The organism is Duganella sp. OV510 (genome assembly GCF_900100205.1).
GTDB lineage: Bacteria > Pseudomonadota > Gammaproteobacteria > Burkholderiales > Burkholderiaceae_D > Rugamonas.
This window is the reverse complement of record NZ_FNEQ01000008.1, coordinates 98,111-120,691: the sequence shown is the minus strand read 5'-3', so window position 1 is coordinate 120,691 and position 22,581 is coordinate 98,111. Positions and strand designations below refer to the sequence as shown.

General features: G+C 60.6%; 18 protein-coding genes. 6 read left to right on the top strand and 12 right to left on the bottom strand.

The features are described from left to right. Positions 1-19: 19 nt before the first annotated feature. Genes BLS51_RS20715 through kbl form a run of 3 tightly spaced genes read right to left on the bottom strand, consistent with a single transcriptional unit; the run spans position 20 to position 3,620 of the window. The gene (locus BLS51_RS20715) at positions 20-1,396 is read right to left on the bottom strand and encodes an L-serine ammonia-lyase (protein WP_090187725.1); all 1,377 of its coding nucleotides are present in this window, start codon (positions 1,394-1,396) and stop codon (positions 20-22) included. 35 nt (positions 1,397-1,431) lie between these two features. Continuing rightward, positions 1,432-2,400 (bottom strand): NAD-dependent epimerase/dehydratase family protein, encoded by a 969-nt coding sequence (locus BLS51_RS20710; RefSeq protein WP_090187719.1) that lies wholly within the window; start codon positions 2,398-2,400, stop codon positions 1,432-1,434. A gap of 17 nt (positions 2,401-2,417) precedes the next feature. Continuing rightward, complete coding sequence (gene kbl / locus BLS51_RS20705) at positions 2,418-3,620, bottom strand: glycine C-acetyltransferase (protein ID WP_090187715.1); 1,203 nt, start codon at positions 3,618-3,620, stop codon at positions 2,418-2,420. 115 nt (positions 3,621-3,735) lie between these two features. Between kbl and BLS51_RS20700 the strand changes: the two genes are divergently transcribed. Beyond that, complete coding sequence (locus BLS51_RS20700; protein WP_090187711.1) at positions 3,736-4,311, top strand: helix-turn-helix domain-containing protein; 576 nt, start codon at positions 3,736-3,738, stop codon at positions 4,309-4,311. Positions 4,312-4,334: 23 nt separating this feature from the next. On the opposite strand, the gene BLS51_RS30320 is transcribed toward BLS51_RS20700, so the two are convergent. The 7 genes from BLS51_RS30320 to BLS51_RS20665 form a co-directional block, all read right to left on the bottom strand. Continuing rightward, on the bottom strand, positions 4,335-5,057 hold the full coding sequence (locus tag BLS51_RS30320; protein ID WP_229207666.1) for a PEP-CTERM sorting domain-containing protein: 723 nt from the start codon (positions 5,055-5,057) through the stop codon (positions 4,335-4,337). Between the two features lie 119 nt (positions 5,058-5,176). Further along, a complete protein-coding gene (locus BLS51_RS20690) occupies positions 5,177-6,376 on the bottom strand; it encodes an ammonium transporter (protein WP_090187708.1) in 1,200 nt (399 codons plus the stop codon). Positions 6,377-6,551: 175 nt separating this feature from the next. Continuing rightward, positions 6,552-9,047 (bottom strand): zinc-dependent metalloprotease, encoded by a 2,496-nt coding sequence (locus tag BLS51_RS20685; RefSeq protein ID WP_090187703.1) that lies wholly within the window; start codon positions 9,045-9,047, stop codon positions 6,552-6,554. Continuing rightward, a complete protein-coding gene (locus BLS51_RS20680; protein WP_175472639.1) occupies positions 9,047-11,230 on the bottom strand; it encodes a prolyl oligopeptidase family serine peptidase in 2,184 nt (727 codons plus the stop codon). The genes BLS51_RS20685 and BLS51_RS20680 overlap by 1 nt, the downstream gene beginning before the upstream one ends. An 89-nt stretch (positions 11,231-11,319) precedes the next feature. Continuing rightward, a complete protein-coding gene (locus tag BLS51_RS20675; protein ID WP_090187699.1) occupies positions 11,320-12,387 on the bottom strand; it encodes a DUF5694 domain-containing protein in 1,068 nt (355 codons plus the stop codon). 102 nt (positions 12,388-12,489) lie between these two features. Continuing rightward, complete coding sequence (locus BLS51_RS20670) at positions 12,490-14,910, bottom strand: putative bifunctional diguanylate cyclase/phosphodiesterase (RefSeq protein WP_090187696.1); 2,421 nt, start codon at positions 14,908-14,910, stop codon at positions 12,490-12,492. A gap of 2 nt (positions 14,911-14,912) precedes the next feature. Then, positions 14,913-15,539: a methylamine utilization protein gene (locus tag BLS51_RS20665; RefSeq protein WP_090187693.1), complete on the bottom strand. Its 627-nt coding sequence runs from the start codon at positions 15,537-15,539 to the stop codon at positions 14,913-14,915. Positions 15,540-15,696: 157 nt separating this feature from the next. Between BLS51_RS20665 and BLS51_RS20660 the strand changes: the two genes are divergently transcribed. From BLS51_RS20660 to BLS51_RS20650, 4 genes are all read left to right on the top strand, one after another. Further along, entirely contained in the window at positions 15,697-17,457 is a 1,761-nt protein-coding gene (locus BLS51_RS20660) for a GGDEF domain-containing protein (RefSeq protein WP_090187689.1), read from the top strand. A 472-nt stretch (positions 17,458-17,929) separates the two neighbouring features. After that, positions 17,930-18,349, top strand: a complete 420-nt coding sequence (locus BLS51_RS29520) for a hypothetical protein (protein WP_139168747.1) — start codon at positions 17,930-17,932, stop codon at positions 18,347-18,349. A gap of 224 nt (positions 18,350-18,573) precedes the next feature. Beyond that, positions 18,574-18,963: a DUF3224 domain-containing protein gene (locus tag BLS51_RS20655; RefSeq protein WP_090188453.1), complete on the top strand. Its 390-nt coding sequence runs from the start codon at positions 18,574-18,576 to the stop codon at positions 18,961-18,963. 136 nt (positions 18,964-19,099) lie between these two features. Continuing rightward, the gene (locus BLS51_RS20650) at positions 19,100-19,636 is read left to right on the top strand and encodes a hypothetical protein (protein WP_139168746.1); all 537 of its coding nucleotides are present in this window, start codon (positions 19,100-19,102) and stop codon (positions 19,634-19,636) included. Positions 19,637-19,790: 154 nt separating this feature from the next. Here BLS51_RS20650 and BLS51_RS20645 read toward each other — a convergent pair whose 3' ends face one another. Next, positions 19,791-19,958, bottom strand: coding sequence for a Flp family type IVb pilin (locus tag BLS51_RS20645; protein WP_154360730.1), 168 nt, complete (start codon positions 19,956-19,958; stop codon positions 19,791-19,793). Between the two features lie 289 nt (positions 19,959-20,247). Here BLS51_RS20645 and lpxO point away from each other — a divergent pair, with 289 nt between their 5' ends. Further along, a complete protein-coding gene (lpxO, locus tag BLS51_RS20640) occupies positions 20,248-21,147 on the top strand; it encodes a lipid A hydroxylase LpxO (RefSeq protein ID WP_090187680.1) in 900 nt (299 codons plus the stop codon). On the opposite strand, the gene BLS51_RS20635 is transcribed toward lpxO, so the two are convergent. Next, complete coding sequence (locus BLS51_RS20635) at positions 21,144-22,532, bottom strand: tetratricopeptide repeat protein (protein WP_090188450.1); 1,389 nt, start codon at positions 22,530-22,532, stop codon at positions 21,144-21,146. The genes lpxO and BLS51_RS20635 overlap by 4 nt on opposite strands. Positions 22,533-22,581: the final 49 nt, after the last annotated feature.

Sequence of the window (22,581 nt, the reverse complement as noted above, 5' to 3'; positions counted from 1 at the left end):
ATGCTGAAGGACCGCTGTCTCAGCAGGCAGCGTGATTGACGGTGATGACGTGTATCGCCAGGCCGCCTAGCGAGGTTTCTTTATATTTGGCCTGCATGTCGGCGCCGGTCTGGCGCATGGTTTCGATGACTTCGTCCAGGCTGACAAAGTGGGTGCCGTCACCTTTCAGAGCAAGCGAGGCGGCCGTGATGGCCTTGACGGCGCCCATGCCGTTGCGCTCGATGCAGGGAATTTGCACCAGCCCTCCAATGGGATCGCAGGTCATGCCCAGATGATGTTCGATGCCGATTTCGGCGGCGTTCTCGATCTGGCCATTGCTGCCGCCCAGTGCCGCCACCAGGCCGGCAGCGGCCATGGCGCAGGCCACGCCAACTTCACCCTGGCAGCCGATTTCGGCACCGGAGATCGAAGCATTCCGCTTGCACAGCATGCCGATGGCCGCAGCGGTCAGCAGGAAGTTGCGCACGCCGGTGGCCGGGTCGCTCGGCTTGCAGTCTTCCGCGTAGTAACGCAGCACGGCGGGGATGATGCCGGCCGCGCCGTTGGTCGGCGCGGTGACCACGCGGCCGCCGGCGGCGTTTTCCTCGTTGACCGCCATCGCGTACAGGCTCACCTGATGCAGCGCATCGTGCGGCAGGCTGTTTGGATTGCCGGCGTTGGCTTGCGCTTGCGTCCACAAGCTGGCGGCACGGCGCTTGACGTTCAAGCCACCCGGCAGTTGCCCTGGTGTTTCGAGGCCATGCGTGATGCAGTCGCGCATGACGCGCCAGATTTTATCCAGACCGGCATTCAGCTCTTCGTCACTGATGCGGACGCACTCATTTGCGCGCAGCATCTGCGGGATGGTCAGGCCGCTGCGCACGCCGTGCGCCAGCAGTTCGTCCATGGTGCCGAACGGGTAAGGCACGGCAACCGTCGCAACCGCCGTCGCTTCCTCGCCCTCTTCGCGGATAAACCCGCCACCGACCGAGTAATACACTTTGCTGGACACACCGCCATCCTTGCGCGTCAGCGTGAAACGCATGCCGTTCGGGTGCTCCGGCAGCGATTCGGCCATGTGGAAGACCAGATGCGTGCCGCGCTTGAACGGCACGGCGTGCTGGCCGAGCAGCGCGAGCTGGCCGGCCGCTTCGGCGGCGGCCAGTTGCGCGTCTACCTGCGTTGGATTGACGCCTTGCGGCGTTTCGCCCATCAGACCAAGCAGCACGGCCTTGTCGGTAGCGTGGCCGATGCCGGTCAGCGCCAGCGAGCCATAGAGTTCGGCCTTCACTTCGGCCACGTCATCCAGCGGAGCGTTGTCCTGCAAAAACCGGCGCGCGGCAACCATCGGGCCCACAGTGTGTGAGCTCGATGGACCAATACCGATCTTGAATAAATCAAAAACGCTCATGTCCATCTGTTGTCTCTCTCTTTCTCGTTGGCGGCGCGCTCTCAGGCGGCCTTGCCCAGGCTGACGTCGATATTGGCCAGCATGCTGTCAACCATTTCATCCACGCCGATGCGCGCTTTCCAGCCCCAGTCTGCGGTGGCGGCGGCATCGTCCAGGCTTTGCGGCCAGGAGTCAGCGATGGCCTGGCGGCTATCTGGCTTGTAGGCGATTTTGAAGTCCGGCAGCTTGCGGGTGATCGCTTCCGCCAGCTGTTCCGGATTGAACGACACGCCGGCCACGTTGTACGAGGAACGCACTTTCACCAGCTCCGCCGGCGCGTCCATCAGTTCGATGGTGGCGCGGATGGCGTCGGGCATGTAAATCATCGGCAGCGTGGTCTGCGGACCGAGGAAGCATTCATAACGCTCGCCGCGCAGCGCCGAGTGGAAGATCGCAATGGCGTAATCGGTGGTGCCGCCACCCGGAGGCGATTTGTAGCTGATGATGCCTGGGTAGCGGATCGAGCGCACGTCAACGCCATACTTCAGGAAGTAGTATTCGCATAGACGCTCGCCGGCCAGCTTGCTGATGCCATAGATGGTGGTCGGGTCCATCACCGTCAACTGCGGTGTATCGGCGGCAGGCGTGTTCGGGCCGAAGGCGGCGATTGACGACGGCCAGAATACTTTCAGCGGCTTGCCGATGGTGCCGCGCTCGCGCGCCACTTCCAGGATGTTCAACAGGCCGTCCATGTTCAGCGTCCACGCTTTCAGCGGCGCCGCTTCGCCGGTGGCCGACAGCATCGCCGCCAGCTGGTAGACCTGGGTGACGCCTTCTGACGTAACCAGGTCGCACAGCGCCTGCTTATCCAGCACATTCAGCGTGGTGTAGCGCGCCGCGCCATACAGGTTGGTGGGAGAGACATCGCTGGCGATGACGTTCTGCGCGCCGTGCTGCGCCGCCAGTGCTTCCACCAGTTCGCTGCCGATCTGGCCATTGGCGCCGATGACGAGAATTTTTTGCTGACTCATTTCATTGTTCCTGATGTTTAGTTCTTCAGCAGGCCCAGTTCGCGGCCAGCCTGTTCGAATGCTTTCAGCACGGTGTCCAGCTGCTCGCGGGTATGCGCGGCCGACAACTGCACGCGCACGCGCGCCTGGCCCATCGGCACCACCGGGTAGAAGAAGCCGCTGAGCAGCACGCCTAGCTCATACATGCGGGCGGCGAACTTTTGCGCCACCGGCGCGTCGAACAGCATCACAGGAACCACCGGGTGCGTGCCTGGCTTGATGGTGAAGCCAAGTCGCTCGATCTCCTTGCGGAAGTAGGCGGTATTTTCGTGCAGGCGGTCGCGCAGCTCGGTCGACGAGGACAAGCGCTCAAGCACCGCCAGCGAGGCGCCGGCGATCGATGGCGCCAGCGTGTTGGAGAACAGGTATGGCCGCGATTTCTGGCGCAGCATCTCGATCACTTCCTTGCGGCCGGAGGTAAAACCGCCCATGGCGCCGCCCAGCGCCTTGCCCAGCGTGCCGGTGATGATGTCGATCTTGCCGACCACATTGTGGTGCTCGTGCGTGCCACGGCCGGTCTTGCCCATGAAGCCGGAGGCGTGGCATTCGTCGATCATCACCAGCGCGCCGTACTTGTCGGCCAGTGCCACGATCTGGTCCAGTTGCGCAATCGTGCCATCCATCGAGAACACGCCGTCGGTGACGATGATCTTGTGGCGCTTGTCGGCGGCGGCTTGCAGCTGCTGCTCCAGGTCGGCCATGTCGTTGTGGGCGTAGCGGAAGCGCGCCGCCTTGCACAGGCGGATGCCGTCGATGATCGACGCGTGGTTCAGCGCATCGGAGATGATGGCGTCGTTTTCGTCGAACAGCGGCTCGAACACGCCGCCGTTGGCGTCGAAGGCGGCTGCGTACAGGATCGTGTCTTCGGTGCCGAGGAATTTGGAGATCGCCTGCTCCAGCTGCTTGTGTACAGTCTGCGTGCCGCAGATGAAGCGTACCGACGACAGGCCGTAGCCGTACTTTTCGGTTGCGTCGATGGAGGCTTGCGCCACCCACTCCTGGCCCGACAGGCCGAGGTAGTTGTTGGCGCACATATTAATCAGGGTGCGACCATCTTCGCTGACCACTTCCGAGCCCTGGCGCGACGCCAGCACGCGCTCCGGCTTGTACAGCCCCTGCTCGCGCAATTGTTCCAGATTCTGCTGGAGGCCACTGTAGAAGTTGCTTTTTTGATCGCTCATGATGGTCCTTGTGTGTGATACGATTTCACTATCTTATGCGAAATTCGTTATGTCGAATTCAAATTCGATATATTGAATTTTATAGCGATCCAGTGAACTCCGCAACCCAATAACAATGACAACACCTGCCCCAAATAATGCCCCGCCGGAAGTCGGCGCCGCCCTGCAACGCCTGCGCCTGGCGCGTGGCCTGACGCTCGAAGACCTGTCGCGCATCGCCGGCGTTTCCAAGTCCATGTTATCGCAAATAGAACGCGAGAAGGCCAATCCGACCATCGCGATTACCTGGCGGCTGGCCAACGCCCTGGGCGTGCAGATCGGCGAATTGCTGGCCACCAGCGAGCGGCCGACGGAAACCATCCGCGTAGTCGAGGCACATGAGACGCCCACGCTGCCCGGCCTGCACGCCGGCTACGTGTTACGCATCCTGGGGCCGCTGGAACTGGCTAGCAAATATGAATGGTATGAACTGACACTGTCGCCGGGCGGCGAACTGGCCTCGCAAGGCCACGATCCGGGCGCGCAGGAGCACTTGACGCTGCTGCACGGCTCAGTCGAACTGGAGGTGGGGACGAGTAAGAAGAAAGTGAAGCTGGGAGCGACCGCGCGCTACCCAGCCGATCAGCAGCACATCATTCGCAACGTCGGCAAAACTGAAGCGAAGGCACTGCTGATAGTAATTCACCGCTAACGAACGCCAGCGGCGTCAAGCGCTCAAGCCGAGCGCTTGCGGCGGGCGATGAAGCCTAGCGCACCGAGTCCCAGCAGCAACATGCCATAGGTTTCCGGCTCTGGAACTGCCGAAACGGAAAATTCATAGCGTGCCGAGGCCACGTCCAGCGAGAGGTTGCCTGGGCCATGTTGATACACGTTAGCGTAAATCAGGGCGTCCAGTCCCAACGCAGAGTATTGGATGCCATTGTCGCCACCGGATTGCGACACGTTGATATTACCAGCCGCTGGCGACTGGGCGTCGCTGGCAAAACCGACGCTGTATGAATTGATGTAGTTGCCCGAGTTGAACACTCCGCTCGCGAACGTACCACCGTAAATATCGCCGCCGGCCGTCGTGGTCATTGCGGAGCCGCCGTTGACGCCGCCATAGCTACCTTGCAGATTGAATCCAACGGCCGAATTCAGCACATAACCATTGTGTGCCACAGCAATCACTGCAGCGGATGCGCTGTCAGCGTAAGTCTGGACATTGGTACCAGCAGGCTTGTTGCTCGCGACCTTGGCGAGCAAGGAGTAGGATGGATCGACGCCAAATGAAATCGAATTCCCGCTTACCGATCCCGCGTTCAGGCCCCAAAAATCAGCATCGTAATAGAATGTGATGTCGTTGCCCGCAACAGAAACATAGTTTACTGCTTGAGCCGACGACATCATGCCGACGGCGAAAGCAAACGCTAGAGGCGCGCGAAAGAATTTGTTCATGTGGTTACCTTTGAATGCATATTAATATGGTTTTACTTCCATTTAAGTATCCATTGAACTTTAGCAAGTTGTCAATTGAAATCAACACAATAAAAAATTTCTTTTCATCAACTTGACAGCTAATCCGCTTCGCGTTCTGGTGTCGAGCTGATGCGATGGATAGCCAAGTCAGCCCCCTGAAATTCCTGTTCCGGATCGAGGCGCAGGCCCATCGTGGCTTTCAGCAATCCATAGACGATGTAGCCGCCCAACAACGCAATCGCCACGCCCATTAGCGTGCCGACCAACTGCGACCACAGCGACACGCCGCCTATTCCACCCAGCGCCTCGTGGCCGAAGATGCCAGCAGCGATGCCGCCCCAGGCGCCGCACAGGCCGTGCAACGGCCACACGCCCAGCACATCGTCAATTTTCCACTTGTTTTGCGCCAGCGTGAACATCCAGACGAATACCGCACCGGCGATGCCGCCAGTTACCAGGGCGCCCAGAGGATGCATCAGGTCCGAGCCGGCACAAACGGCAACCAGGCCGGCCAGCGGGCCGTTGTAGGCGAAGCCGGGATCATTCTTGCCCATCATGAGCGCCACCAGCGTGCCGCCGACCATGGCCATCAGCGAGTTCACCGCCACCAGGCCATTCATCTTGTCCAGCGACTGCGCGCTCATCACGTTGAAGCCGAACCAGCCGACAGTAAGAATCCAGGCGCCCAGCGCCAGGAAGGGAATCGACGATGGCGGATGCGCCGCCATGCCACCGTTCTTCATATAACGGCCGCGACGTGCGCCCAGCAATAGTACCGCCGGCAGCGCGATCCAGCCGCCTACAGCATGCACCACCACCGAGCCGGCAAAGTCGTGGAAGGCGGCGCCGAAGGTATGCGTCAGCCAATCCTGGATGCCGAAGCGGCCATTCCACGCGATGCCTTCAAAGAAAGGATAGACCAGGCCGACCAGCAAGGCAGTAGCGATGGTCTGCGGGTGAAAGCGCGCGCGCTCGGCAATGCCACCGGAGATAATCGCCGGGATCGCCGCCGCAAACGTCAGCAGGAAGAAGAACTTGACCAGCTCGTAGCCGTTCTTGTCCGCCAGGACATCGGCTGAGGAGAAGAAATTGATGCCATAGGCAATGCTGTAGCCAATAAAGAAGTATGCAATGGTCGACACCGCGAAATCGACCAGGATCTTCACCAGCGCGTTGACCTGGTTTTTCTTGCGCACCGTGCCCAGCTCCAGGAAGGCGAAGCCGGCGTGCATGGCCAGTATCATGATGGCGCCGAGCAGAATAAATAACGCGTTGGCGCCGTCTTTGTGTGCATCCATCAAGATCACTCCCCAAAACAATGCAAAAATTAAAAACGTTTAATCCAAGAAGCAATAATCGTTCCAATTTGGTGCAATTTTTAAGTGATTGATTTCAATGAATTTTCAAATGGTGCAAAAATGCGCACCGGCCCGGTGCGCACTAAAGCAAGGCATTATTTTGGTGCGCCCAGCTTCAAATCGGCGCACCAGGGGGAACCGGCCAGCCGCTGCGCAGCTTCACGCTTTGCGGATCTTTCATGTAGGCGGCGATGTGCTCGGCTGCCTGTTTGCGGCTGGCGGCGGTGACGCCCTTGCCCGGATTTTTCTGCAGCCACTGCGATAACTCCACCGTCGACTGCCGCACTTCCGCCGCCACCTGCGGATGCAGCTTACCGGTGCCTAGCAGGCCGAGCATGCTGTCCAGCACCACCCAGTTGGCAGACAGTTGTACCGCTTCGCCGCCGACGACGCTGGCCGGCACCGTGGCGCGCTTCCAGGTCTTGTCCAGCAATTGCACCAGCACATCCTGTACGCCCGGCTGCTGCGCGTCGCGCGCGTGCTGCCAGGCCAGGCGATTGAGGCGGCCGGCGTCCAGCAGGAAGCCGGTGGTCTGCGCGGCGCCGGCTTCGGCGATCGAGAATGCATCGAATACCGAGTCCATACGGGTCAGGAAGTATTCGCGGCTGCGTTCATGGCCGGCAGCCGGTGGCGTCAGCACGTCCAGCACATTGGCCGGCAACGCCAGATATTCGGCGCGCAGCGTGTCAGTCAAGCGCGCAATGGCCTGGCGCTGCACGGCCGCTGGCGTGGTGCGCACACCAGCTTTCGCGATACCTGACTTGACGTCGCCAGCGCTGGTGTAATCGAACTCTCCGCCAGCGATCAAGCGCGCCACCGCTTCGCCCTGATAGCGCTGCAACAGGTAGACTGGGACCAGGCGCGCTTCCAGCTCGCCGATCTGGCGGGCGTCCGGCAGCACGTCTGGCGAGAAGCTGGCCAGCGCGCGCTGGCGCACGGCGCCCAGCTGATCCCAGGTCTTCAGCGGGTCCGGGCCGAAATCCCACAGCACGCCGTCGGGATGACTGGCGCCCGGCGCACGCGCATCCTGGTCGCTGGAGTACAGCAGGCCGGCGGCGCGCGCCTCGCCCCGCAACTTGGCCAGCGCCGCCTGTTCCTGCGCGCCGCCGCCAAAGTCGCCATAGATGTACTTGACGATGTAATCGTCCCAGGCGCCGACGCCGATCCCATAGGCGTTGGACAGGTCGACCTCGCCCTGCGCGTTCAGCTTGAGGATCGGATGCGGGTAATCCATCACCGAGCCATTGCCGATGCGGCTGGCGGCAAAGTTGTGGGCAAAGCCCAGCGTGTGTCCCACTTCGTGCGCCGACAACTGGCGCAGGCGCGCCAGCGCCATTTGCTCGGCCAGTTTCGCCTTGTCGGCCGGCGCGTTCTTGCCGTAGGGCGCCAGCAGCGCTTCGGCGATCAGGATGTCCTGGCGCACGCGCTGTGAACCCAGCGTGACGGCGCCGCGCAGGATCTGGCCGGTACGCGGATCGGCCAGCGCGCTCCCGTAAGACCAGCCACGCGTGGCGCGATGCACCCAGGTGATGACGTTGTAGCGGATATCCTGCGCGTCCACACCTTCCGGCAGCAGCTCGACGCGGTAGGCATCCTTGAAGCCGGCTTTTTCAAACGCACTGGCCCACCACGACGCGCCCTCGATCAGCGCCGAACGGACCGGCTCGGGCGCACCACGATCAACATAGTAAACAATCGGCTTTTTCACTCCGCTGACGGCAGCGGCGGGATCGGTCTTTTCCAGCTTGTGCCGCACCTGCCAGTGTACGTCGATGCTGCTGGCGAGCGGTGTGGCGAAGTCGAAGTAGCTGGTGTCGAAACCGCCCGAGTATGGGTGGTAGGTGCGTGGTTGCCAGCCGCCGGCCGCTTCCAGCTTCGGCAGGCGCATGATGCTGATGCGCTGGCGCATCGACAGGCTGGCCGGATCGGCCGCCACCTGGCGCACGAACTCACCTTGCCCGGACCCGGCAAAGGTCAGCTGCGCTTCGAGTTCCACGTTGTCCGGGAAAGCCTTGGCTTCAGCTGCCAGCACGGCGCTGCGCGCCGGATCGATAGCGTAGGCGCCCTGCTTTGCGCCGGCCAGCCGCGCGGCGATGCCGTGGCGGTCCGCCAGCAGGAAGCTGGAAAAGTCGACCACATGGCGGTCATTGTCGCTGGCAAGGATGTCGCCCGACCATAGCACGGAATTCGAGAACGACTCGCGCACCGCCGCGCGCTCGTCGCCGTCAGCGGAGTTGGCGACGTAGCCGGTGTTGTCCTGCACCAGGAACAGCTTGCCGCCGTGTTTCTCAAAGTGGACCATGCGCATGTCGCCCGACTGTGCGCGGTCCAGGCCTACATCGTTGGAGCCCAGCGCGTACGGCAAGGAGCTGGCGAGCAGGAAGGGTTGTTCCAATGCGCCGACCGACAGCAGCACCCTGCCCTTGGCAATGTCACGCCAGACGTCAATGAAGCCCGGCTGCGATTGCAATCCGCGCGTGACATCAGTGAACTGCTTCACCGCCGGCGTACTGGCGGCGGCCTCCGCGCCGGCGGCGACTGCGCCGACCGGGAACGCTATGGCAATTGCCACCGCCAGCAGCAGCGGCCTTAAGGTCGGCGCGGCCCGCATTACTGACCCGCCGTTGCGTGGGTGCTGGCTGGCGTCTGCTGGCCGTCAGCCATGTTCAGCGCGCGCGTCAGGAAGCCCCAGCGATCGGTAACTTCCTCGATCTGTTTGCTGGTCGGCTTGCCGGCGCCGTGACCGGCCTTGCTGTCGATGCGGATCAGGATCGGCGCGCCGCCGGGCGCCTGGTCGGCCTGCGCGGTGGCCGCGAACTTGAAGCTGTGCGCAGGCACCACGCGGTCGTCATGGTCGGCGGTGGTAATCATGGTCGCCGGGTAGCAGGTGCCCCTTTTCAGGTTGTGCAGCGGCGAATACTTGACCAGCGCCTTGAACTCTTCCGCGTTATCGGACGAACCATAGTCCGAGGTCCACGCCCAGCCGATGGTGAACTTATGGAAGCGCAGCATATCCAGCACGCCCACTTGCGGAATCGCCGCCGCGAACAGGTCCGGGCGCTGGGTCATCGCCGCGCCGACCAGCAGGCCGCCGTTGCTGCCGCCACCGATCGACAGCTTGGCCGGCGACGTTACCTTGTGCTGCACCAGCCATTCCGCGGCGCCGATGAAGTCATCGAAGACGTTCTGCTTTTGCAGCTTGGTGCCGGCCGCGTGCCACGATTCGCCATACTCGCCACCGCCGCGCAGGTTGGCCACCACATAGACGCCGCCCATTTCCAGCCACGCCAGGTTGGCCACCGAGAACGCCGGCGTCAGCGAGATATTGAAACCGCCGTAGCCATACAGATAGGTCGGGTTGCTGCCATCCAGCTTCAGCCCCTTCTTCGAGACGATGAACATCGGCACCTTGGTGCCATCGCGCGAGGTGAAGAATTCCTGGCGGGTTTCAAACGCGCCCGGGTCGAAATCCACCTTCGGCTGACGATAGATGCTGCTCTGGTTGGTCTTCAGGTCGTAGCGATAAATGGTCGACGGCGTATTGAAGCTGGTGTACGAATAGAAGGTTTCGGTGTCCGAACGCTTGCCGCTGAAACCGCCGGCGGTGCCCAGGCCTGGCAGTTCGATGTCGTGCAGCGCCTTGCCTTTCAGGTCGAAGACCTTGACCAGGCTATGCGCATCGCTCAGGTAATCCACCAGCAGCTGGTTGTTGACCAGCGATGCCGACACCATGGTGTTGCTGCTTTCCGGGACGATCTGCTTCCAGTTCAGCACACCCGGCTTGCGCGTATCGATGCTGACAATGCGGCCGCGCGGCGCATTGCGTTCGGTACGGAACAGGAACACCGGACCGTCATTGCCGATGAAGTCATAGGCGGCGTCGAATTCCTCCAGCAGCCCGACCACCTTCGCATCCTTCTTGCTCAAGTCCTTGTAGAAGATGCGGTTCTTGTTCTCCGTGCCTTGCGAGGCGTGAATCACCAGGAAGCGGCCATCTTCGGTGACTTCGGCGCCGAAGCCCCAGTCCTTGTGGTCGGGACGCTCGTACACCAGCACGTCCGCACTTTGCGGCGTGCCCAGTTTGTGAAAGTACAGCTTCTGGAAGTAGTTGACGTCGGCCAGCTTGGTGGCTTCCTTCGGTTCGTCGTAGCGGCTGTAGAAGAAGCCGGAACCGTCGTGCAGCCAGGCGGTGCGCGAGAATTTGACCCACTTGATGTGGTCCTCGACATCCTTGCCGCTGTCGATGTCGCGTACCTTGATCTCGTTCCAGTCGGAGCCCGACGCCGCAGTGCTGTACGCCAGGTAACGCCCGTTCGGACTGACGGCCAGGCCGGCCAGCGCCACAGTGCCGTCGGCGGCCAGCGTGTTCGGATCAAGCAGCAGGCGAGGCACGTCGGCCAGTGTCTTGGTGGTGTACAGCACCGCCTGATTTTGCAGACCGTCGTTACGGCTGTAGAAATAGCGGCCGCCTTCCTTGAACGGCACGCTGAAACGCTCATAATTCCACAGCTTGGTCAGGCGCGCCTTGATCGCCTCGCGGCCTGGAATCTGCGACAGGTAGCCCTGCGTCAGCTTGTTTTGTGCGTCCACCCATTCCTTGGTCTCCGCGCTGTTGGCGTCTTCCAGCCAGCGGTAAGGATCGGCGATGACCGTGCCATGGTAATTGTCCTGCTGTTCCATCGTGCGGGTGACCGGATAAGTCAGGCCTGCGCCAGCGACGTTGCAGGTTTGTGCGGTGGCGCCCTGCGCCATCAGTACTGCGGCAGCCAGCGCTGCTTGTTTCAATTGCTTCATTCGAGGGTCCGTGTAGTCGAGGAATGTCTATCGATCATAGCGCGCTTTGTAATAAATAAGCAACGCCATGCGGGCATGATCAGCGTGTTTTATTCGGTGCGCAAAAGCGCTTCGGTGCTGATGACGCGCACGTCGTGCATCTGATTCAGATAAGCATCCAGGTATCCTTTGTGCGAAGCGCCAACGATGACCAGCATGCGCGCGCCCGGCTGCGTGGTCATTACCTCGCGGATGTTGGCTGCCATGCGCAGGTTGCGCGTCTCCCACGAGCCAACGTAGTTACGGCCGAAGCGCTGCGGTGACGGTTCTTCCAGCGCCGCGCCGAAGTCGCTGCGGAAGGTCAGTTCTCCTTGTTCGGCGCCATTGTAGGCACGGTACATGGCCAGCACGCCAGTGGGCGTGTCCAGATGAGCCTCCAGTTCCGCCGAGGTCTTGCTGCGTTCTTTGGTATGGCGGTTATCCCACGCTTTCATGATTGCCTCGCCAGCGGCTTTTTCATCGGTGGCCGGCGCGTCGGAGGTGTGATCGTCCATCGGGTAGACGCGTTCGTGGCCGAGCCGCGCGGCCAACGGTGCCGCGATCAGATAATCTTCATTGCGTTTCTGTCGCAGCGTTTCCAGGATCTCGACCAGCTTCTGGTCCAGGCCATCGCCGGCGCGACGCTCCGCAACCGGCAGGCGCAGCCACTGCACCGTCGCCGATGCCGGCTCACCCGCCGCCAGCAGCAGCGATGCCAGCTGGCGCCGCTGCGCAGCGATTGGCGCATCCGGCCAGGACGCCAGCATGCGTTCCGCCAGCGCAGTCGCTCCCGGCACATCCAGGCCGTTGGCCTCGCGCGCGGGCGTGGTGTCCCAGCAGTAGAATTTAATCGTGTCCGCATAGCGTTCCGGATAGCTGCGCAGATAGGCGCATTGAGGACCGGACAAAGCTTCGATAGCAATGGCATGCGGATGCCACGCTGCCAGCCGGTCCAGCAACGCGCTCAGATTGGATGGGTCGAAGGTTTTCGGCAGTTGCGACAGATGGGCGGTACCCAGTACCAGCAGCTGGTTCGGCTGGCCATTTTTCAGTTTGAAGGCGCCAGGAGAGAAATCATCGGCAATGGCATGGCTATGCAGAGCGACAGCCGCGATCATGGCGGCGAGCAGACGGTTCATAATTTTTCCGGGAGGATGACAGTGCCGCCAGCTTAAGCTGGCCACGCCATCATCCGCGCGAAAATGCGATGTAATGCATTTTTCGATAGACGAAATGCAAATTCAGCTATCGATCGTTTCCTCGGTTTCCACCGGCGCGGCGATCATCACCGGCGCTTGCCACTTCTCCAGCCAGGCGATCATCTGGTCACCCGGAATCGGACGGCTCATGAAATAGCCCTGCCCCTGGTCGCAACCCAGCTCCGCCAGCAGCCGCCAGACCGCTTCGCTCTCGATCCCCTCCGCCACCACGCGCAAGCCCATGTTGTGGCCAAGGTCGATGGTCGAGCGCACGATCTTGGTGTCGCCCTCGTCCTTCTCCATATTCAGCACGAAGGACTTGTCGATCTTCAGCTCATTCACCGGCAAGCGCTTCAGATACGCCAGCGACGAATAACCGGTGCCGAAATCGTCGATCGACAGGTCCAGTCCCATGGCGCTCAGGCGCTCCAGCGTGAGCTGGGCGCGTACCGGATCGTCCATGATGGCGCTCTCGGTGATCTCCAGGCAGAACGAGCCAGGCGTCAGCTTGTGCTGTGCCAGCAGCTCGGCAAATTTGGCAGGCAGGTCCTGGTCCAGCAGGTCGCGCGTAGACAGGTTGACCGACACTTTCAGGTGATGTCCTTTGCTGGCCAGCTCGCGGCACAATTCGGCCGAACGCTCCATCACCCAGCGCGTCAGCACGCGGATAAAGCCGGTCTGCTCGGCGAACGGAATGAACTCGTCGGGGAACACATTGCCGCGCTCCGGATGCACCCAGCGCACCAGCGCCTCCATGCCCACCACTTTACCGCTTTCCAGCGATATCTTCGGCTGCACATGCAAACGGAACTCGTTGCGCTCGACCGCGTTGCGCAGCTCGGTGAGCAGCGACAGGCTCTTGGCGCTGCCCTTGTCCATTGCCGCATCGTAGATGACGGCGCCGTCGTTGCGCTGCTTGGCGGTGTACATCGCCACTTCGGCCATGCTCAGTAGCGTCTCGCCATCATCGGCATGATCCGGATAGCCGGCGATGCCCAGGCCGGCGCCGATGTCGACCATCTGGTCCTCCAGCGACAGCGGCGTTTCCAGCGCCAGCAGGATTTCAGCCGCCATCGCCTGCGCCGCATCGGTATTCGCAGCCGGCAGCAGCACGGCAAATTCATCGCCGCCCAGCCGCGCCACCTGCGCCGACGACTGGCGACGGTTCGCCAGCAGCAGCTGCAAACGCCCCGCCACCTGGCGCAGCAAGGCGTCGCCGAAGCTGTGACCCATGACGTCGTTGACGTGCTTGAAGCGGTCCAGGTCCATCATCAGCACGAACACCGCTTCGCCACGGCGGTTCGCTTCCAGCAGCGCGTCATTCAGCAGCAGCACGAATTGCGCGCGGTTCGGCAGGTTGGTCAGCGTGTCCCAGTACGCCAGGCGGCGGATTTCCTGCTCGCGCTTGGAGATCCCTTCACGCATGGCATCGAAGGCGTGCGCCAGCTGGCCGATTTCGTCCTCGCGCGTGCTGTCGATCGGCGTCTTGTAGTCGCCGCCCTCCAGGCGCTTGGCGGTGGTCACCAGTGCGCTGATCGGCTGGGCGATGCGCTTGGCGGTGAACACGATGGCCAGCACCGAGGCAACGATGCCAGCCAGCGTCAGGCCCACCAGCCAGCGTTCCAGGCGCCGGTATTCGGCGGTGGCTTCATCGATCGAGCGCGCCAGCAGTACGCTGGCGGTCTGGCCGTTGTCTTCGCCGATGGACAGCAGGCGGGCGCTGTATTGGGCGGTTTCCACCGTCATATCGAAGGGCAGTGCGGGCTTGGTCGGGCCGAGCGTCTGCAACTGGTCGACCACTGCCTGCGCCGACGGGCCGACGAAGGTGGAACCAGCCTGCAGCCACTTGCCCTGCTGGTCGCGGGTCAGCACCGTGGTGTGCAGCGCGCTGACTTCACGCATATCGTTCGCCAATTGGCGGTCGATCGGGAAAGTCATGACGATCCAGCCAATGGTAATCGGCGCCTTGACCGGCATGGCGACGATCTGGAACGGCCGGTGATCGACAATCGCAATGCCGATGGCGCCGTCGGCCGCTTCGGCCGCATCCAGCAGCGACAGCGCCATATTCTCCAGCGCTGCCGATTGCGCGGGATTGGTGGTGGCGGTGATCTTGCGTTCGTCGTTGATCAGCATCGACAGCGAAGCCTTGATGCGCCGGCCGCTGTTCTCCAGCGCCGACTCGATGGTGGCGCGGTCGCTCTCGTCATTATTGCCGATGGCCGCGACAAAAGCCGTGTCGCGCGCCAGCAGCCGCGCACCGAAGCGCAGGCTTTGCGCATTCTGCTCCAGCAGGCGGCTGAATACCTTGGCACCGTTATTCAGTTCGGCGCTGATGGCCAGGCGCGCATTGTTGTCGATGCCGCGCTGGATCACCAGCAATCCAATCAGCTGCACCGCAACGATCAGCACCAGGAACAGCGTGACGATGCGGCTTTCGAGACTGCGGAAACGGAAATCCATTTTCATGTGCCAGGGTCCCCCACCACGATCGGCTTCATCGGCAGCTTGAAGATGGCGGTGGCCAGTTCGCCGATTTTCACCGTCAGGACCTGCTCGGGTGTGGCGCCGCCTACCGTATTGTAGTGCCAGGCCTTGACGACGTACTTGCCAGCCGCCGGCAAATCGATCCGCACCGCGCCGGCGCCATCGGTCTTGGCGAAATACGGCGTATCGACCACCTTGATGTAGGCGATCATCTTGTCATGGATATTACAGCCGAGGACCACCGTGCCGGCCTTGTCGAACACCTGCGGCGACGCCGCCTGGCCCGAATACAGCTTCTGGTCGAACTTGTGCGCCGGCGAGAACGAATAAATGTGGTGGCGGACCTTGTCGTTATTCGGGAAATTGATCATGGCGCCGGTCTGCACCACGGTCACCAGCGGCAGGAACTTCAGCCCCTTCTGCTCGATCAGCGCGGTGCCGGGCTTGCCGGTGGCCGCGCCACCTTCCGCTTCAATATAGATGACGGTATCGGGTAGCACCTTGCCAGTGGCGTCTTGCACTTGCACTGCAACGCCGGTCGCACCGGCGACGGCGGGAGCAAAAAGGAAACTCACAACGACATTACGGCGGAGACAGCCTGGCATATTTATTTCCTAAATTCATCATCCGGTCACAAACGGAAACTATGATCGTACAGTTAAACCGACATTTGGCAAACGATTCATCGTGACTTCCGCACTCCAGCCATCCGGTGGCGCTACCGTCACCTACCTTAAACCTCGCGAAGAGGATGAGGATGCCATGCTGCGCGCGCATTTATATGACATTTTGGCGCGCAAGCAGCTGAGTGCGCTGTTTCAACCGATTGTACACATGCAGACGGGCGAAATCATCGCCTATGAAGGTTTGATACGCGGGCCATCCGACAGTCCGTTGCATTCACCCATGAATTTGTTCAAGGTGGCGCGTATCAACGGCCTGACGGTGGAGGTCGAGCACCTATGCCGCAAGGTCGTGCTGGAGCGCTTCGCCGAACTGCAACTGCCGGGCAAGCTGTTCCTCAACGTCAGCCCGGAATCGCTGTTGCAGCGCGACGCCCGCCATGGCGAGACGCTGGAAGTGATCCACCAGATCGGCATCAACCCGGCCCGCGTCATCATCGAACTGACCGAAAACCAGCCGACCTACGACTATGATTTGATGCGCGAAGCGGTACTGCATTACCGCAAAATGGGCTTTCAGATCGCTATCGACGACCTCGGCGAAGGCTTCTCCAGCCTGCGCCTGTGGTCCGAACTGCGCCCGGAATACGTCAAGATCGACATGCACTTCATCCAGGGTATCAACCACGACCCGGTGAAATTGCAGTTCGTGCGCTCGATCCAGGAAATCGCGGAAAAGTCCAACACCCGCGTGATCGCCGAGGGCATCGAAACCCAGGCCGAGCTGCTGGTGCTGCGCGACGTCGGCGTTGCCCTGGGCCAGGGCTACCACCTGGGCCGCCCTCACCCGCTGCCAGCCCGCGCCGCGCCGGCCGAAGTGGTCAAGGCACTGTCGCGCAACGGCGTCGCAGTCTACCCGCAGCGCAGCAACGACAAGCACGCCGTCAGCATCCACAAGCTGCTGCACCAGGTACAGGCGGTATCGACCGGCACCACCAACAACGAGGTCTATGAGATTTTCCAGCACGAGCCCAAGCTACAGATCATCCCGGTAGTCGACAATGGGCAGCCGCTGGGCCTGATCAACCGCTTCGACATGATCGAACACTTCGCCCGTCCCTACGAGCGCGAACTGTACGGCAAAAAATCGTGCAAGCAGTTCATGGACCGCAATCCGTTGATCGCCGACCGCAACACCAGCCTGCAGGAACTCAGTTACCGCATGGCCGAGGCCGACGCGCACCACCTGTTCAACGGCTTCATCATCACCGATCAGGGGCGCTATCTCGGCATGGGCACCGGCCACGACCTGATGCGCGAGATCACGCAGATGCAGATCCACGCCGCCCGCTACGCCAACCCGCTGACGCAGCTGCCCGGCAATGTGCCGATCAACGAACACATCGATCGCCTGCTGGAAAGCGGCACCCGCTTCTGGGTCTGCTACTTCGACCTGGACCACTTCAAGCCGTTCAACGATGTGTACGGCTACCGTCGCGGTGACGACGTGATCCAGCTGACCGGCAACCTCCTGCGCAGCTATATCGACCCGGACCGCGACTTCGTCGGCCATATCGGCGGCGACGACTTCATGGTGCTGTTCCAGAGCGAAGACTGGGAGCGCCGCTGCCAGGCGGTGCTGGACGACTTCAGCCACAATGTACTGGACTTCTACAACGCCGACGACCGCGAGCGTGGCGGCTATCTCAGCGAAGACCGCCAGGGCAAGAAAGTGTTCTACTCCCTGATGAGCCTGTCGATCGGCGCCATCCGCGTCGAACCGCACCAGTATTACACCCACCACCAGATCGCCACGGCGGCTGCGGAATCCAAGAAACAGGCCAAGAAAATTCACGGCAACAGCCTGTTCCTCGACCGCCGCCAGCCAGCGCAAGGCTGATTCGACATTGCGGCCCCAAGCCCACCGCTAGATGGGCTTGGGGGAGTTGGTGAGAATTCGCGAAAATTTCAGCTTAGCAAGATGCTATTATCTGATTTCTCGGCCAAGTTATGCATAGGTCGGCCGCCGCCAATGGTTTTAGCGCACAATTATTACTTGATAGAAATTCGACTAATTCTAACGATGAACGCTATAAGAAAATTACAAGCCATGCACTCAGATTTAAAGTTGGTACTTTATGGACTTATCGGTTTAGTGCTTGGATGCGTGGGAATGCGAAATTGGTTGGGGATGTATTTAGCGGCGTACTTTACCTCGGCGGAAGGTCTGGTCAACAGATAATTGTCTGGGCGGATCATCCAACCCGATTTCTCGTCTTCTGTGTTCTCGGTGGATGTGGCACTAACCTTCAAAACTTGCGACCTGAAGCGGTTCAATTCAACCTTTATATCGATGCGCTAGGGCGATGAAAATGAAACAATTATTCTTCTTGCTTACAATAGGACTGGCGTCAATTGATGCATTATGCTGTAGCCTGTCTGATACGCTGGTGAGCAAATATGGAATATCTTTTTCGGGTTTTGACGTCGAGATACCTCTGACGGCTAAGCCAACCGTTTACATGAGCGGTGGTTTGGTTCAGATAGTTTTGCCAGAGGCTCCTGGCATAATGGACGGCTTCCATCACACGCTCTTCGTTCACCGCTCACTACGCAAAGTATGGATTTTGCGTACGGGCGGCCTTTCTGGTGTATACGACTGGTTTGGACCGGTCAGCGTCGAAAATGCTGATATAAAAAACTGCACCTTAGTCAATTCTCCGGCTGAACAAACCGCCTTAGAAAAACTGTATGGACTGGATTACAAAACAGCAGCCTCATATGAGATGTAAGCATCATCGTCAAGCGGCCACATGCGGACATTAGCTCAATAGAGTCCGCCCCTCACGAAAATGGTTCGCGTTTTTCCAATCATAATGAGACCCAGCGGCATACAGTGTCTCGCGTATTTTACGCAAAGGACATTACGATGATCATCAAACGACTGGCAGGAATCTTCGCTCTGTTGGCATTTATAGGTCACGCGGAGGCAAACATCGGAACTAAGGAGAAGACAATGCAGGCTTCAGGACAATTCGACGTCAAATTGACACCGCAGCCGCCGGCTCCGGGCCTCGAGCCCACTGGTCTCGGCCGGATGACCATTGACAAACAATTCGATGGGGATCTTGTGGCGCACAGCTTGGGCGAGATGCTGGCATTTCGCACTGCGGTGTCCGGTTCCGCCGGCTACGTGGCGATGGAGCGCGTGGAAGGCAGTCTAAACGGGCACAAGGGCAGTTTCGTGTTGCAACATAGCGGTACGATGAATCGCGGCGCATTGTCGCTCGTGTTGACGGTAGTACCAGATTCCGGAACGGGCGAGCTGATGGGCCTTACCGGCGCTATGACAATAGAGATCACGAGCGGAAAGCACTATTATCATTTCGACTACTTCTTGCCTTGAATGAAAGCTACGTCTGGAGGAAGACTTAGCAAAATACGAGTAGGCTGCTTAGAAGCATGGCTGTCTGCGGCCAGTTGCGGACGGTCGCGTATTTCTCCAATACGTAGCTTCAGCATTTATTAATTTAGGGAAAGCAATGGCACGATTATTTCCAGAAGAGCGGATGGGGCATACATGGTTGCGCAACAACTGGTTCTACCCACTGGCGATCGCTGTTGCCCTTGGAGACGTAAGCGCACTTCACTTCCAGGACTGGAGTCATCCACGCCTGCTCGAAGCCGCAGTGGTATTCGACTTGGCGGTTGTGCTGCCGCTGCTCTACCTTTGGTGCTACCGCGCCCGAGGAGCAGCGGCGACCATACGCGCGGTATGTCTCGCTTCGCTCGGAATCTGGGCAGCTGGCCACATTGTTCCCCTTGAACATCAGCATTTGCTTGGTTCCCTCAGCTGGCTGCGCACGACGGCGATGGTCGTGCTTGTACTGATCGAGATCAGAATCCTGTTCGGCTTTTACAAGGCAATTTTCGCGTCTGACAAAACGCCTGAACAAATCGCTGAAAAACTGACCAGTGACGTCAAGTTACCGACTTGGCTGACGCGCTGGGTCGCGCTGGAGGCGCGCGTGCTGCGCCGCGTGTCCGGTTTTGTAAAAAGCTTATTTGGTCGTCGTTAGCATCGCAGCTTCACATTCAGATCGTGCTCATACCGAGTGAGCATTGAGCGTCCGCTCGGGGGGGGCGGAAGCGGAAGTCTGGCCAACTATTATTTTTAAGAAGCAAAAAAAGCCGGAACAACAGTTCCGGCTTTTTGTTTGCAGCAGACGGCGATTACGAAGACTTGATCAGGCCGGAGATGTAGGTCAGCGAAGCCGTGATCTTAGGGCCGAGGATAGCCAGGCCAGCGGTAATCGCTGCGGCGATGGCTGCTGCCATCAGGGCGTATTCGATAGCGGTGATGCCGTCTTCGTTGCGGATGAAGTTGGTGATTGCGTTCATGATGAGCCTCGTAAAAGTTGGTTGAGTAACGGGTTACTACTTCAACTAAAACGGGGTTCAGGTTTTAGGTACTGCGTTATTGCTTGTGTGCTGCCGATGTAAGACATTCTACGCACCGTATCGCCGCCGCACATCCGACAAACATCCCGAACGACAGTGACATTTGTCAGGGATTGTAAAACTGCACCCGAGATGAAGTTTTTTCATGCTCTCCAGCGCCTTCCCGCGAACGACAGTACAATGGCGTTTAGCCAACGTGTATCAGCACGGTATTAGCGAAGGATGAGTTATGAAGTATGTCGGCGTGGGTTTTCTGTTTTTTTGCGTTTTGCACGTCCATTTTCGCGGCAAGGTGCGGCTGCCTTTCATGCGCCAGTTGTTCGACCACTCGTCGTTCATGGCGCCGATCAATCTGTTCATGCAGGTGTTTTCGCGTGTGCCTGCGCAGCCGTTTCCAGAGCCTAAGCTATGGGGCGACCTGGCGCCCTTGCAGCAGAACTGGGAAATCATCCGCACCGAGGCGATCAATCTGCTGGCGCTGCAAAAAATCAAGGCGGCCGAGCAAAACAACGACGCTGGCTTCAATTCCTTCTTTAAAACCGGCTGGAAGCGCTTCTACCTGAAGTGGTACGGTGCCAGTCACCCATCCGCTGAACGCCTGTGCCCACAGACGGTGGCGCTGCTGCGCGCTATTCCGTCGGTGAAGGCGGCGATGTTTGCCGAGCTGCCGCCCGGCGCCAAGCTCAACCCGCACCGCGATCCGTATGCAGGCTCGCTGCGCTATCACCTCGGCCTGGCGACGCCGAACGACGACCGCTGCTTCATCGAGGTCGACGGCCAGCGTCATAGCTGGCGCGATGGCCAGAGCGTCATTTTCGACGAAACCTATATCCACTGGGCGGTCAACGGCAGCGAGACCGACCGCGTGATTTTGTTCTGCGATATCGAACGTCCGATGCGTTTCCGCTGGGCCCAGGCGGTCAACGCCTGGCTCGGCCGCACATTGATGACCGCCGCCAGTTCACCCAACGAAACCGGCGACCAGACTGGCCTGATCAGCAAACTGTTCACGATCTCCTATGTCATGGGGCAGTACCGACGTCGCTACAAGGCCTGGAATAAAACCGCCTATCAGATCACCAAGGCCGCCCTGATCATCGGTTTGGTGGCGTTGATTATCTGGATTTAACTGCGGACGCTCATCCGTAGCGGATGCGCATCGCGCCAGCGGCGCGCCAGTTCCTGGGCGGCGGCGATGGCTTGCGGCGTCATCGCCAGCGACATCTTGCGGCGGTTGCTGACAGCGGCGACATCGCCGCCCTGCGCCGCCAGCGTCAACCACATGAACGATAGCGCCGGATCGCGCTCGACACCGCGTCCGCTGCCATACATGCCACCCAGGTTGAACTGCGCCAGCGCGTGATCCTGCTCGGCCGCCCTGCCGTACCAGTCCACCGCCTGCGCATCATCACGCTCGACGCCGAGTCCGTTGGCGTACATGACGCCGAGGTTGTTCTGCGCGCTGGCGTCCCCCTGTTCGGCGGCGCTGCGATACCAGGCGGCGGCCAGCACGTCGTCCTTGGTCACGCCATGGCCGTTGGCGTACATGACGGCGACATTGAATTGCGCGTGCGGCGTGCCCTGCTCTGCGGCCAGCCTGTACCACTCCAGCGCGCGCCGCTCGTCCCGCTCGACGCCGCGACCGCGCGCGTACATGCCGCCGAGGTTGTACTGGGCGAGCGCATGGCCAGCCTCGGCCGCCCGGTGATACCAGGTGAACGCCTGTTCGTGATCCGGCTCGACACCTTTGCCATGGGCCAGCATCACGCCGAGGTTGAACTGGGCATCGGCGTCGTCCTGCTCGGCGGCGCGCAGCAGCCAGGCGAAGGCGCGCCGCGCGTCGGACGGCACGCCCAGGCCTTCAGCATAAGCAACACCAACCAGCCGCTGCGCCACCGGATCGTCCTGCGCCGCCGCTTGCCGGAACCACGCAACCGCCTGCGCCTCGTTGCGCGCCACGCCGTGACCATGCTTGTACATCAGGCCCAGGTGCAGCTGGGCGTTGGCGTCGTTTTGCAGCGCGGCCTTGCGGAACCATGCCAGCGCCATCGGATAGTTGCGCGGCGCGCCGCAACCGTTGGCGTAGACTTCGCCGAGCAAGGTCTGGGCGCTGGCGAGCCCTTGATCGGCGGCACGGCAAAACCACGACAGCGCCAGATCGTCACTCTGCGCGACGCCACGTCCTTTCTTGTACAGGAGTCCGAGATTTTGCTGGGCGGAGGCATCGCCCTGGCGGGCCGCGCAGCGGAACCAGTGCAACGCGTGCTGGTCGTTATTATCGACGCCACGGCCGTGGTAGTACATGGTGCCCAGATGATTCTGCGCATAGGCCAAGCCCTGGCCGGCAGCCTTGCTCATCCACAGGAAGGCCGCTGCCTCGTCCCGCGCGACGCCCTCGCCCGCTCTCAGTATGCGGCCGAGGTTGAACTGGGCGTAGGCATTGCCGCGCTCGGCAGCGTCGAGGAACCACAGGTAAACGTCATGGCCTTGCTTGGCCGAGCACTGTTTTTTCATCATACACCCCTGAACAACATGACAACATTGTTGATTGAAGTGTAAAACG

Excerpts from the sequence above, each read along its gene's own strand:
- BLS51_RS20635 (WP_090188450.1), bottom strand. The coding sequence starts at position 22,532 with ATGAAAAAACAGTGCTCGGCCAAGCAAGGCCATGACGTTTACCTGTGG.
- BLS51_RS20670 (WP_090187696.1), bottom strand. The coding sequence starts at position 14,910 with ATGGATTTCCGTTTCCGCAGTCTCGAAAGCCGCATCGTCACGCTGTTC.
- BLS51_RS20685 (WP_090187703.1), bottom strand. The coding sequence starts at position 9,047 with ATGCGGGCCGCGCCGACCTTAAGGCCGCTGCTGCTGGCGGTGGCAATT.
- BLS51_RS30320 (WP_229207666.1), bottom strand. The coding sequence starts at position 5,057 with ATGAACAAATTCTTTCGCGCGCCTCTAGCGTTTGCTTTCGCCGTCGGC.
- BLS51_RS20655 (WP_090188453.1), top strand. The coding sequence starts at position 18,574 with ATGCAGGCTTCAGGACAATTCGACGTCAAATTGACACCGCAGCCGCCG.
- kbl (WP_090187715.1), bottom strand. The coding sequence starts at position 3,620 with ATGAGCGATCAAAAAAGCAACTTCTACAGTGGCCTCCAGCAGAATCTG.
- BLS51_RS20650 (WP_139168746.1), top strand. The coding sequence starts at position 19,100 with ATGGCACGATTATTTCCAGAAGAGCGGATGGGGCATACATGGTTGCGC.
- BLS51_RS20645 (WP_154360730.1), bottom strand. The coding sequence starts at position 19,958 with ATGAACGCAATCACCAACTTCATCCGCAACGAAGACGGCATCACCGCT.
- BLS51_RS20710 (WP_090187719.1), bottom strand. The coding sequence starts at position 2,400 with ATGAGTCAGCAAAAAATTCTCGTCATCGGCGCCAATGGCCAGATCGGC.
- BLS51_RS20690 (WP_090187708.1), bottom strand. The coding sequence starts at position 6,376 with ATGGATGCACACAAAGACGGCGCCAACGCGTTATTTATTCTGCTCGGC.
- BLS51_RS20665 (WP_090187693.1), bottom strand. The coding sequence starts at position 15,539 with ATGCCAGGCTGTCTCCGCCGTAATGTCGTTGTGAGTTTCCTTTTTGCT.
- BLS51_RS29520 (WP_139168747.1), top strand. The coding sequence starts at position 17,930 with ATGAAACAATTATTCTTCTTGCTTACAATAGGACTGGCGTCAATTGAT.
- BLS51_RS20715 (WP_090187725.1), bottom strand. The coding sequence starts at position 1,396 with ATGGACATGAGCGTTTTTGATTTATTCAAGATCGGTATTGGTCCATCG.
- BLS51_RS20680 (WP_175472639.1), bottom strand. The coding sequence starts at position 11,230 with ATGAAGCAATTGAAACAAGCAGCGCTGGCTGCCGCAGTACTGATGGCG.
- lpxO (WP_090187680.1), top strand. The coding sequence starts at position 20,248 with ATGAAGTATGTCGGCGTGGGTTTTCTGTTTTTTTGCGTTTTGCACGTC.
- BLS51_RS20700 (WP_090187711.1), top strand. The coding sequence starts at position 3,736 with ATGACAACACCTGCCCCAAATAATGCCCCGCCGGAAGTCGGCGCCGCC.
- BLS51_RS20660 (WP_090187689.1), top strand. The coding sequence starts at position 15,697 with ATGCTGCGCGCGCATTTATATGACATTTTGGCGCGCAAGCAGCTGAGT.
- BLS51_RS20675 (WP_090187699.1), bottom strand. The coding sequence starts at position 12,387 with ATGAACCGTCTGCTCGCCGCCATGATCGCGGCTGTCGCTCTGCATAGC.